This window comes from Pseudomonas sp. LF020 (assembly GCF_053456425.1).
In genome coordinates, this window is sequence record NZ_JBRFIX010000015.1 from 47,833 (window position 1) to 61,687 (window position 13,855).

Consider the following 13,855-nt stretch of genomic DNA (forward strand, 5'->3'; position numbering starts at 1 on the left):
TCAGGACAGCACTTCGCCGACCGCCAGCGCCAGACCGTCATGCCACCACGCGGCGAAACTGAAGACGTTGGGCGCCTTGAGAATCGTGAAGTGGTTGCCCGGCCCGTACCACACCGCCAGATCGCTGACCTGCCGCTGCCAGCCTGCAAGCACCGCCGCCTGTTCGCGCTGATTGCCCCACTCGTCCAGCGTCGGGTCATCGACCAGCACCAGCCGCACCGGCCCGCTGTAGGCCAGACGCGGTTGATAGACCGTGCGCAAGGCGCTGGCGAACGTGCGGGCCGGGCCGTGCATCGCATTCGGCGCCGCCCGCTCCGACAACACCCCGGCGCGCACCATGCCGTCGTGCAGCAGGCGCAATTGCGTGGTGTCGTCGGCGTTGGCGAAGGTCGCAGGATCGATGCCCAGCGACTTGCCACAGGACAATTGCAGGGTGTCGATCAGCCGTTGCAGCGCGGCAGTGGCGGTGTATGGCTTGCCCGCCGTGCCGTCACCGCCCGGCGCCTCGCTGTCGATCAACGTCAGCGAAGCCACCTCGCGCCCGGCCGCCTGCAACTGCGCCGCCATGGCATGCGCGACCCAGCCGCCGAACGAATGCCCGATCAGGTGCAGCGGCCCCTGTGGGTGAATCTGCTCAATGGCTTGCAGGTAGAACGCCGCAGCGGCTTCGACCGCGCTGTGCGGCACGCTGACGCCATCCAGCCCGCGAGGTTGCAGGCCGATGATCGGCCATTCCGGGCCGATCGCCTCGGTCAGATGAATGAACCCGGTGACACTGTCACCCGCCCCCGGCACACAGAAAATCGGCGCATGCCCCGGCTGCCCGGTCTGAATCGTCAGCAGCGGTTGATACGGTGTCGGCTTCGGCGTCACCAGGGTTTCCAGCGCCTGGGTAATCGCCTGACCGAGTGCCTGGATGTGCGGGTGCTTCATCATCGTCCGGTGATCGCCGGGGATGTCGATGCAACGCAGCAAGCCAACGTCGAAACGCTCTTCCCAGCCGCGCGTCGGGCTCGGCAATGACTGGCCGTCCATCAACTCCTGTGCGCGGAACAAGTGGATCGGCTGGCTGGCCGGGCTGACCCGGTAATGCGCCAGCGCCAGACGATGCGCCGCTTCGCGATCAAAGTAATGCCAAGCGTCCGCCGCACTGACCGTGGCCAGTTCCGGATCGGTCAGTTGCTGCGCCTGACAGCGCTCGAACAGCTCGGGGAAATCCAGTTGTTCGACTTGCGCTTCCAGTACTTGCACCGCTGCCAGCGCCGCCTCGCTGTCAGCACCAAGCATCAGCGAACGCCCACGGCAATGGCCGAGCAACTGACGCTTGTCGAGGCCCTCGCCGCTCCACATGGCCTTGTCCTGAGCCAACGGATTCGGTGCGTAGCTGTCGAGCATGCCGATGAATTCCACCGGCTCATCAAGGCCGAGCAATTGCTGGGCGACCTCATGCGCCAGCACCCCGCCGAACGACCAGCCTGCCAGACGATACGGGCCGTGAGGCTGTACCGCGCGGATGATCCCGACCATGCGCTGCGCCATGCACTCAAGCGTGCGCAACTGCGCTTGCTCCAGCGGCACACCGGGCAGGCCGTAAATCGGGAACTCGCCACCGATGTGCTGGGCCAGGGTCGGGAAGTACACGTCGCGGCCGCTGAACTCATGCAGCAGGAACAGCGGCGTACCGTGCGTCCCGGCACGCACCACGACCAGCCCGTCAGGCTGACTGAGCGCCTCGCCCTGACTGAGCAGCGCGGCGGCAGACTCGATGCTCGGATGCTGGAACAGTTCGGCCAGCGACAGCGGCAGGCCGGCCCGTTGCAGCAGATTGACCAGCTTCACCGCCAGCAACGAATGCCCGCCCAGTTCGAAGAAGTTGTCGTGACGACCGACCTGTTCGACACCGAGGACTTCACCCCAGATCTGCGCCAGCGCGGTTTCGACTTCACCCTGTGGCGCCACGTACGGTCGGTTGATCACCGCATCTGCCCCCGGCTCCGGCAGGGCTTTGCGGTCGATCTTGTCGTTTGGCGTCAGTGGCAAGGCGTCGAGCAGTACGAACGCACCGGGCACCATGTACTCGGGCAACCGTTCCAGCACATGCGCGCGCAAAGCCTCCAAACTTGGTGCTTCTACACCCGAGCGCACGGTGTACCAGGCCACCAGACGCTCATCGCGCACCATCACCACCGCTTGGCGAACCGCCGAATGCTCAATCAGCCGTGCCTCGATTTCCCCCGGTTCAAGACGCAAGCCACGCAGCTTGATCTGGAAGTCGTTGCGGCCGAGGAATTCCAGCTCGCCATGGTTGTTGTAACGCGCCAGATCTCCTGTGCGGTACAGGCGATCCCCCGCCACAAACGGGCTGTCGATGAAGCGCTCGGCCTGCATTTCCGGCAAACCGTGATAACCACGCGCCACGCCGACGCCGCCGATGTGCAATTCACCGCTGACGCCTTGTGGCACCGGTTGACCGTAAGCATCGAGCACGTACAGCCGTGTATTGCTCAGTGCTGTGCCGATCGGCACTACGTTGTCCGGCACCGGCATATCCGGCTCCAGCGTCCAGCCTGTGCTGTCCACCGTGGTTTCGGTCGGGCCATAAACGTTGTGCAACCGCACCCACGGCAAGCGATCACGCACTTGGCGCGCCAGCGCCGCACTGAGTTCGCCACCACCGTTGAGCACATCGGTCAGGCTGGTGCACTGTTCGACGTCGTCCTGCTCGATGAACTGCTGCAACAGCGCCGGGACGAACTTGACCACCGTCACCTGATGCTCGCGAATGCTCTGCACCACATACGCCGAATCGCGGTTGCCGTCCGGTCGCGCCAATACCAGGCGCATCCCGGAGCACAGCGGCCAGAAGATCTCCCACACCGAGCTGTCGAAGCTGAACGGCGCTTTTTGCAGCAGCGCACCGTGCTCGGTCGGCGGACTGAGCTGCGAACCCCAATGCACCATGTTGCAGGCGCTGCGATGCTCGATCATCACGCCCTTCGGCAACCCGGTAGAACCCGAGGTGTAGATCATGTACGCAAGATTCGAAGCACTGAGGCCCGGCACTGGCGAATCGTGATCCGGCAGGTGCTGCCAGGTACTGCGGTCAAGGTCGATCACCGTCACGGCCGCGTCATCGAACAACCCGCGAGTCGCTGTTTGCACCAGCACCGCGGTCGGCGCGCTGTCCTTGAGCATGTACGCCAGGCGTTCCGCCGGGTAGCTCGGATCCAGCGGCACATAGGCACCACCGGCCTTGAGAATGCCGAGCAGACCAACGATCAGATCCAGCCCGCGCTCGACGCAGATCGCCACCCGCGCATCCGGCTGCACACCTTGCGCACGCAGGTGCTGAGCCAGACGATTGGCGCGCTGATTGAGCTCGCGATAGGTCAGGTTTCCCTGCTCCGATTGCAGCGCGATGGCGTCCGGTTTGCGCCGCACCTGCGCTTCAAACAGCGTGTGCAACGGCTGCTCAAGCGGACAATCAACGGCGCTGGCATTGAAGTCGACCAGCAAGCGCTGCTGCTCCTGCGGTGCCAACAAAGGCACTTGCGCCAGCACGGCCTGATCGTCGTTGACCAGCGCCGTCAGCAGTCGCTGGAAGTAGCCGACAAACCGCTGCACCGTCGACTCATCGAACAACGCCGTGGCGTAGCGCAACGAACCGCGAATGCCGTCGTGTGAATCGCCGAGGCTCAGCGACAGATCGAATTTCACAAAATGGCTGTCGCCGGCCACACCTTCCAGGGTCAGGTCGCCGAGGGTCAGGCTCGGATCGTCGTTGTTGTCCCAACTGAGCATGGTCTGGAACAACGCGCTGTGCGACAGGCTACGGACTGGTTTGCTGATGTCCACCACTTGCTCGAACGGCAGATCCTGATGCGCCTGTGCGTCCAGGGTTTGCGCCTTGACCCGTGCCAGCAGCGCCTCGCCGCTCGGCTCGCCCGACGTATCGATGCGCAGCGCCAGGGTGTTGACGAACATGCCGATCAGGCCTTCGATTTCGGCGCGGGTGCGGTTGGCCACCGGCGAGCCGATCACCACATCGTCCTGCCCGGACAAACGGCTGAGCAACATCGCCCAGGCGCTCATGATCACCATGTATGGCGTCACCGCACGACGCTGACACAAGGTTTTCAAACCGGCGCTCAACTGTTCATCGAGCAGCAGGTCGACGCGGCTGCCGGAGTAGTCCTGCTGTGGCGGTCGCGGACGGTCGGTGGGCAGGGTCAGCAAGGCCGGCGCGCCGGCCAGGGTCTGTTGCCAGTAATCGCTCTGGCGCTGCAGCACCTCGCCGCTGAGCCAGCGCCGTTGCCACACTGCGTAATCGGTGTATTGCAGCGCCAGCGGCGGCAACGGATCGTCTTCGCCACGGCTGAACGCCTGATACAGCGCCGCCAGCTCGCGGGTCAGCACGCCCATCGACCAGCCATCAGCGATGATGTGGTGCAGCGTCAGCAACAGCACATGATGATCATCAGCCAGACGCACCAGACGTCCGCGCAGCAGCGCATCGTGCTGCAGATTGAACGAGGCGCAGGCTTGCTCTTCGATCAGACCGCGCAAGGCATTGTCAGCCTGCGGGTGCTGACGCAGGTCTTCTACCGCCAGCAGCAAACTGCTCTCGGCCGGCAAAATCAGCACCTGCGGCTGATCGTCGATCTGGCTGAAGCGGCTGCGCAGGGTTTCGTGACGCTCAACGATGCGTGCCAGTGCCCGTTGCAGCGCGTCTTCATCCAGCCGACCGCGCAGGCGCAGACCGACCGGGATGTTGTAGGCGCTGTGGCCGCCGTCCATCTGCGCCAGGAACCACAGGCGTTGCTGGGCGAAGGACAGCGGCAATAGCTGATCACGCGGTGCCGGCAAAATCTCCGGCAAGGTGCTGCGCCCCGCCCGGCTCAGCACCTCGGCAACAGCGGCCAGCTCGGGGTTGGCGAACAGCTCGGCGAGTGTCAGCTCGACGCCCAACTGCTGGCGCACCTGCGACAGCATGCGCATCGCCAGCAACGAGTGCCCGCCCAGTTCGAAGAAGTTGTCGTGACGACCGACCTGTTCGAGCTGCAGCAAACCGGCCCAGATCCGCGCCAGATGGTCCTCCAGCGCCGAAATCGGCGCGACATACACCCGACTGAGCAGCGCTGCCTGCGTCGGCGCCGGCAGCGCCTTGCGGTCGACCTTGCCGTTGTTGTTCAACGGCAGCACATCCAGTTGCACCCACGCGCTCGGCACCATGTATTCCGGCAGTCGCGCCAGCAATTGCGCGTGCAGATCGGCGCTGTCCAGGCGCCCGGCGTGCGCGGTGTAGTACGCCACCAGACGCGTGATGTCCTGACCATCGCGGCGCGCCAGCACCACCGCTTCCTTGATCCCCTGGCAGTTGAGCAGGCGGGTTTCGATTTCGCCCAGTTCGATACGGAAACCGCGAATCTTCACCTGATCGTCATTGCGTCCGATGCAGTCGAGCTGCCCCGGTGCCAGCCAGCGTGCGAGGTCGCCAGTGCGATACAGCAGCGCGCCCGACTGATCGCTGAACGGATCGCGCAGGAACTTCTCGGCGGTCAGATCGGCGCGGTTCAGGTAACCCAGCGCCACGCCCTGCCCGCCGATGTACAACTCGCCGGTCACGCCCATCGGCACCGGTTGCTGATGCGCGTCAAGTACATACACTTGGGTGTTGGAGATCGGCGCGCCAATCGGCACGCTTTCGGCGTTTTCCGCCACTTCACGCACTTCAAACGTCGTGGCGTAGGTGGTTGTTTCGGTCGGGCCGTAGCAATGCACGATGCGCAGCGCGGGCGCCTCGGCCAGCAGTCGACGGAACGCCGCCGGGTCGCCACGCTCACCGCCACACAACAGAATGCGCAAGCCTTTCAGCGCCTGCGGAATCAGCTGCACATACTGATTGAACAGCGCAGTGGTGACGAACAGCACCGTTGCCCCGGTTGCGCTCAACTCATGGCCGAACGCGTTTGGATCAAGCAAGGTCTGGTGATCGATCACCAGCACGCGCCCGCCGTTGAGCAGCGGCCCCCAGATGTCCATGGTGCTGGCGTCGAACGCCGGATTGGAGGCGAACACCACGCGATCCTGCGGGTTGAAATCGGCATAACCGTTGTTCAGCACCAGACGGCCGATGGCGCGGTGCGGCACCATCACGCCTTTCGGGGCGCCGGTGGAGCCGGAGGTGTACATGATGTACGCCAGCGACTCCGAGGACTGCGCCAGGTTCGGGTTGTGCGTCGGTTGGCCGCTGAGGGTCAAGCGGTCGAGGTCGATGCGTGGCGCAGCGTAGTCGATGACTTCACTGCTGAGGGTCAGCAACGCCGCCGCGTGACAGTCTTCGACCATGAACGCCTGCCGCTCGCTCGGCGCGTTGATGTCCAGCGGCACATAGGCCGCCGCGCACTTGGCAATCGCCAGTTGCGCCACCAGCAGCTCCAGCGAGCGTGGCAGCAGGATCGCCACATGATCGCCCGGCTGTACGCCTTGGCTGATCAAGTGATGCGCCAGGCGGTTGGCCTGGGCGTTCAGTTCAAAGTAGCTCAGCGAATGCTCGCCATGCACCGCCGCCACCGCTTTGGGATGCGCCGCTGCCTGCTGCTGGAAAACACCGTGCACGGTTAGCGTTTGCGGGTACTCGCGCGCCGTGGCGTTGAACTCGTAGAGCAAGCGCTGACGCTCAGACTCGGCGAGTAACGGCACCCGCTCCAACGTCGTCTGCTCATCGTTGACCATCGCCGCCAGCAAGCGCTGCAGATAACCGACATAACGCTCGACGGTCGCTTGATCGAACAACGCCGTGGCGTATTCCAGCGAACCACGAATCACCCCGTTGACCTCACCCAGAGTCAGGGTCAGGTCGAATTTGGCCACCCGGCCCGGCGCGGCCACGCCTTCGAGGCGCAGATCGCCCAGCGCCAGGTTCGGCCCCACGTTGCTGTCCCAGCTCAGCGTGCTCTGGAACAACGGGCTGTGCGCCAGACTGCGCGCCGGCCGGGCGATTTCCACCACTTGCTCGAACGGCAGATCCTGATGTGCCTGCGCTTCCAGCGTGCGCGCCTTGACCCGCGCCAACAGCGTGGCCACGCTCGGTCCGCCCGAGGTGTCGATGCGCAGGGCCAGGGTGTTGACGAACATACCGATCAGGCCTTCGATCTCGGCCCGGGTGCGGTTGGCCACCGGCGAGCCGATCACCACGTCAGACTGCCCGGACAAACGACTCAGCAACAGCGACCAGGCACTCATCAGGGTCATGAACAGGGTCACACCGTGACGCTGACTCAAAGCTTTGAGCCCGGCACTCAGACGCTCATCGAGCCGCACTTCGACGCTGCTGCCGGCGAAGTCTTGCTGTACCGGACGCGGACGGTCGGTGGGCAGGGTCAGCAACGCCGGCGCACCGTCGAGGGTCTGTTGCCAGTAATCGCTTTGCCGCTGCAATACTTCCCCGCTGAGCCAGCGCCGCTGCCACACGGCGTAGTCGCCGTATTGCAGCGTCAACGGCGGCAATGGATCCGGCTGACCGTGACTGAAGGCCTGATACAGCGCCATCAGCTCACGGGTCAGCACACCCATCGACCAGCCATCGGCGACGATGTGATGCACGGTCAGCAACAGCACATGGTGATCGTCAGCCAGACGCAGCAGGCGTCCGCGAATCAGTGGGTCGTGCTGCAGATCGAACGCCGTCGCGGCTTCCTGCGCGAGCAGTGCCTGCACCGTGGCTTCGGCCTGTGAATCCTGGCGCAGGTCTTCCACCTGCAACAGCAGACCGCTATCGACCGGTGCAATCGTCACCTGCGCCTGATCGTCGACGCTGACGAAACGGCTGCGCAGGGTTGCGTGCCGCGCAACGATCTGCGTCAGCGCGCGCTGCAAGGCTTCGACATCGAGCCCCCCATGCAGGCGCAGGCCAAGCGGAATGTTGTACGCCGAATTGCCGCCGTCCATTTGCGCCAGGAACCATAGACGTTGCTGGGCGAAGGACAGCGGCAGCGCTTGATCCGGCGCCGCCGCGACGATCTCTGGCAGCGTGCTGCGCCCGGCGCGGTTCAGCACCGCGGCCACCGCGCTGAGGTGCGGATCGGCAAACAACTCGCTCAGGGGCAGTTCGACGCCGAGACGCTGGCGCACTTGCGACAGCATGCGCATTGCCAGCAACGAATGACCGCCGAGTTCGAAGAAGTGGTCATGGCGGCCGATCTGCTCGATTTGCAGGGTCTCGGCCCAGATCTGCGCCAGCGCGGTTTCCAGTTCACCCTGTGGCGCAACGTATTCGCGAGTGAACAACGCCGCAGCATCCGGTTCGGGCAAGGCTTTTCGATCAACCTTGCCGTTGTTGGTCAACGGCAAGGCATCGAGCTGCACCCAGGCACTCGGCACCATGTATTCCGGCAACTGCGCCTGCACATGCTCACGCAGGTCGGCGAGTTCCAGTGCGCCGTCGTGCGCGGTGTAGTAGGCCACCAGCCGCAACGGTTCCTGACCTTCGCGCCGGGCGAGCACCACCGCTTCGTTGATCCCCGGGTAGCCCAGCAGGCGATTTTCGATCTCGCCGAGTTCGATGCGGAAACCACGGATTTTCACCTGATCGTCATTGCGTCCGATGCAGTCGAGCTGCCCCGGTGCCAGCCAGCGCACGAGGTCGCCAGTCCGGTAGAGCAACGCGCCCGGTTGGTCGCTGAACGGATCGCGCAGGAACTTCTCGGCGGTCAGCTCCGGGCGGTTCAGATAGCCCAGCGCCACGCCCTGCCCGCCGATGTACAACTCGCCGGTCACGCCCATCGGCACCGGTTGTTGGTGAGCGTCAAGCACATACACCTGGGTGTTGGAGATCGGCCCGCCAATCGGCACGCTTTCGGCGTTTTCCGCCACCTCGTGCACTTCAAACGTGGTGGCGTAAGTGGTGGCTTCGGTCGGGCCGTAGCAATGCACGATGCGCAGCTGCGGCGCCTCGGCCCGCAAGCGGCGGAAGCTTGCCGGATCGCCGCGTTCACCGCCGCACAGAACCATGCGCAAGCCTTTCAGCGCCTGCGCAATCAGTTGCACGTACTGGTTGAACAGCGCCGTGGTGACAAACAGGATTGTCGCCCCGCTAGCGTGCAATTCACCAGCGAGCGCGTGCGGATCCAGCAGGGTCTGGTGATCGATCACCACCACGCGCCCGCCGTTGAGCAACGGCCCCCAGATGTCCATGGTGCTAGCGTCGAACGCCGGGTTGGACGCAAACGCCACGCGATCCTGCGGGTTGAAATCGGCGTAACCGTTGTTCAGCACCAGACGAGCGATGCCACGGTGCGGCACCATCACACCCTTCGGCGTACCGGTGGAACCGGAGGTGTACATGATGTACGCCAGCGCTTCCGGGCTTTGCGCCAGGTTCGGATTGTGCGTCGGCTGACCGCTGAGCTTGAGCTGGTCGAGGTCGATGCGCGGCGCGACGTAATCAATGGCTTCGCTGCTGAGGGTCAGCAACGCCACGGCGCGGCTGTCCTCGAGCATGAATGCCTGACGCTCGCTCGGCGCGTTGATGTCCAGCGGCACATAGGCCGCCGCGCACTTGGCAATCGCCAGTTGCGCGAGCAACAGCTCCAGCGAGCGCGGCAGCAGGATCGCCACATGGTCGCCCGGCTGTACGCCTTGAGCGATCAGGTAGTGGGCCAAGCGGTTGGCCCGATCATTCAAATCGCCATAACTCGAGGTTTGCCCGCCATGCACCACAGCGATGGCGTGCGGATCTGCCGCCACTTGCCTTTCGAACAATGCGTGCACGGTCAGCGCATGCGGGTATTCCCGCTCGGTGGCGTTGAACTCGACCAGCAATTGCCGACGTTCGTCTGGCGCCAGGATCGACACCTGGTCAACGCTCAGTTGCGGGGTCTGTTCCAGTGCCTGCAGCAGGTTGCTCACCGCCCGTTGCAGGTACTCGCAGATACGTGCGGGATCAATGCCGGGAGCGGCCAGTGCAGTGAAGCCGAAACCTTCGCCGAGGTCATCGACACTCACGCTCAACTGGTAGTTGGTGTGCTCCTGGGTATGGAGCAAATGCATGCCTTGCCACGCGTTCGCCGCCTCCGCGGAAGGCGTGCCGGCAGCGGCGCTGTGACGATAGTTGAACAGCGTGCTGAACAGCGGCGTACCGGCGGGCATACCACTGCAACGCTGGGCCAGCGCCAATTGCGCATGCTCATGTTGCAGCAGCGCGTTCAACTGTTGGTGGGTGGCGAGCGCGGCTTCCTGCGCCGAGCGTTGCCCGAGATCGACGCGCAGCGGCAAGGTGTTGATGAACACCCCCAGCGCGCGCTCGGCGCCCTCGCCCGCCTGCAACCGCCCCAGCAACACGGTGCCGAACACCACTTCCTCACGCCCGGAGAGTTTTCCCAGCACCTGTGCCCAGGCCAGATGCATCAGGCTCGCGGCGCTGATCCCCAGCCGTCGGGCCTTGGCCCTGACACGCCGACTCAGATCGAGGTCGAGTACCCGGCGTGCTTCTGCGGCGTGGCCCTCGGCAATGCTGTGCAGGCCGTACGGCGCGCTCGGTTCGCTGATGTCACCCAGCATCTCGCGGAAGAAATCTTCGTGATGCTGATCGCTCATCGCCGACAGGGTATGCGCCACGTAATTGCGATATGGCACCGGCTCGGCCAGACGCTGCGGCTGGCCGCTGAGGAACGCCTGCATTTCGTGTTGCAGCACCTCCAGCGCCACGTGGTCCATCACCAGGTGATGGAACAGCAGCAACGCCACCACGCGCTGATTGTCTGCGTCCCAGGCGTGCACCACGCGCATCAGCGGCGCCTGATTGACGGCCATGCGGTACTGCGCAGCGTCGAAACGCCGGCGCAATTGCTCCAGTACATCGCCGTCCGCGCCATTCAGTTCCAGCGCTTCGCACGCCAGCGGCGCCTCACGCCAGACCACTTGCACCGGGTCTTGCAGGCCGTCCCAGAACAGCGAAGTGCGCAGGATGTCGTGGCGCTGGATTACGTTCTGCAAGGCTTGGGTGAAGGTGTTCAGGCGTTGTTCATCGGCGAATGCAAACTGCGCCTGCAACACATACGGATCGCCTTGGGCGGCGGACAGGTGATGGAACAGGATCCCCGTCTGCAACGGCGCCAGCGGGTAAATATCCTGCACGTTGGCCACGCCGCCGGGGATGCTCGCGACGATGCGATCAATGCTCGGCTGGTCGAGCGCCACCAGTGGCAGCAGCTCGGGGGTGATGCGCGTGCAGTCCGCAGTGATCAGGTTGGCCGCGACTTCGGCCTCCGGTTCACCGCCCACGGCAGCGGCCAGCGCGGCGAGGGTCGGCTGGTTGAACAGCACGCGAATGTCGGCGTTCAGGCCGGCACGGCGCATCCGAGCCACCAGATTCACCGCCAGCAGCGAGTGACCACCGAGTTCGAAGAAATGATCGTGCCGCCCTACCCGCTTAACCTTGAGCAGTTCAGCCCAAAGCTGCGCGAGCGCGATCTCCACTTCACCGACCGGGGCTTCGTATTCACGGGCGGTCAGCGCCGTCAGATCCGGTGCCGGCAGCGCCTTGCGGTCGAGTTTGCCGTTGGGGCTCAGCGGCAATGCATCCAGATGCACGAACACGGCGGGCACCATGTAGTCCGGCAGGTTTTCCAGCAGATAGCCGCGCAGTGTTTCGATTTCCAGCGCTGCGCCGGTGTAGTACGCGACCAAACGCTTGTCGCCCGGCACGTCTTCGCGGGCCAATACGGCGGCTTCTTGAATGCCGTCGATCTGCGTGAGGCGCGCCTGAATCTCGCCGAGTTCAATGCGCAAACCACGGATCTTCACCTGATCGTCGTTGCGGCCGAGGTATTCGATATTGCCGTCCGCCAGATAACGTGCGACGTCGCCGGTGCGGTACATCCGCCCATGGCTCTGAAACGGATCGGTGAGGAAGCGTTCGGCATTCAGTTCCGGGCGATTCAGATAACCCCGCGCCACTTGTACGCCTCCGATGTACAACTCGCCGACCACGCCGTGCGGCACCGGTTGTTGCTGGGCATCGAGGATGTACATGCGGGTGTTGGCGATCGGTTTGCCGATCGGCGTGTTGTCCGGAGTGCTTTCCAGCGGCCCGGCGCAGTTCCACGCGGTCACGTCCACTGCGGCTTCGGTCGGGCCGTAGAGGTTATGCAGTTCGCTGCTTGCCAGTTGCTGTTTGAAGCGCCGCACCACGCTGCCCGGCAACGCTTCGCCGCTGCACATGACTTGCCGCAGACTGCTGCAACGTGCGGTGTCGGCGTGAGCAAGGAAAACATCGAGCATCGACGGGACAAAGTGCAGCGTGGTGATGCGTTCGCGTTCGATGATGTCGCTGAGATACAGCGGATCCTTGTGTCCCTCGGGCCGGGCCATGACCAATCGGGCGCCAGTCATCAACGGCCAGAAAAACTCCCAGACCGAGACGTCGAAGCTGAACGGGGTCTTCTGCAACACCGTGTCGCTGGAGGTGAGTTGATAGGCGTCCTGCATCCACAGCAGGCGGTTGACCACCCCGGCATGTTCGTTGATCACGCCTTTCGGTTGGCCGGTGGAGCCGGAGGTGTAGATCACGTAGGCGGTGTGCTGCGGAGTCAACTCAGCGAGCGATAGATTGTCAGTCGGTAGCGCTTGCCCGTGCGGCTGATCCAGATCGATCACCGGCACGCCAACGTCACCGAGCAACGAGCGCGTGGTTCCCTGCACCAGCACCGCCAGCGGCGCGCTGTCCTCCAGCATGTACGCCAGACGCTCCAGCGGATAGGCAGGATCCAGCGGCACATAACCGCCGCCGGCCTTGAGGATCGCCAGCAGCCCGACCACCATGTCCAGACCGCGTTCGACGCAGATCGCCACCCGCGCATCCGGGCCTACGCCCAACCCACGCAGATGCCGCGCCAGTTGATTGGCTCGGGCGTTGAGTTCGGTGTAGCTCAGTGACTTCTCACCCGCGACCACCGCGGGCGCCTGCGGCGAGCGCGCCACTTGCGCTTCAAAAAGGCCATGAATGGTTTGATCGAGGTTGTAATCGACCTCCGTGGCATTGAACTCGACCAGCAAGCGCTGCTGTTCTTCCTCCGCCAGCAGCGGCGCCTGTTCCAGCACTGCCTGATCGTTGGCGACCATCGCCTGCAACAGGCGCTGGAAGTAACCGACGAAACGCTCGACCGTGCTCTGGTCGAACAATGCTGTGGCGTATTCCAGTGATCCGCGAATGACGCCGCCGGACTCACTCAGGCTCAACGACAGGTCGAACTTGGCGAAGTGGCTCGGCTCGGCCACGCCTTCCAGCGTCAGTTCGCCGAGGGCCAGCGCAGGGCTTTCGAGGCCATCCCAACTGAGCAAGGTCTGGAACAACGGGCTGTGCGCCAGGCTGCGCACCGGCCGGGTGATTTCCACCACCTGCTCGAACGGCAGATCCTGATGCGCCTGCGCTTGCAGGGTTTGCGCCTTGACCCGCGCCAGCAGCGCTTCGACGCTCAGCTCGCCCGAGGTGTCGATGCGCAGAGCCAGGGTGTTGACGAACATGCCGATCAGGCCTTCGATCTCGGCGCGGGTGCGGTTGGCCACCGGCGAACCGATCACCACTTCCGCCTGCCCGGACAAGCGGCTGAGCAGCATTGCCCAGGCACTCATCAGCGTCATGTACAGGGTCACGCCGTGGCGCTGGCCCAAGGCTTTGAGCCCGGCGCTCAAGCGTTCGTCGAGCACTACGGCAACGCTGCTGCCGGCATAGTCCTGCTGCGCTGGGCGCGGCCGATCGGTCGGCAGCATCAGCAGCGCCGGGGCACCGGCGAGGGTCTGTTGCCAATATTCGCTCTGGCGCTGCAGCACTTCGCCGCTGAGCCAGCGCCGCTGC

At 64.4% G+C, this 13,855-nt stretch carries 1 protein-coding gene (cut by a window edge); it reads right to left on the reverse strand.

The features are described from left to right. Positions 1-13,855, reverse strand: the 3' portion of a protein-coding gene (locus ACU680_RS25765; protein WP_448180892.1) for a non-ribosomal peptide synthase/polyketide synthase. Its footprint extends 3,989 nt past the window's final position; the window shows 13,855 of its 17,844 coding nt (coding positions 3,990-17,844); the start codon falls outside the window, past its right edge; it ends in the stop codon at positions 1-3.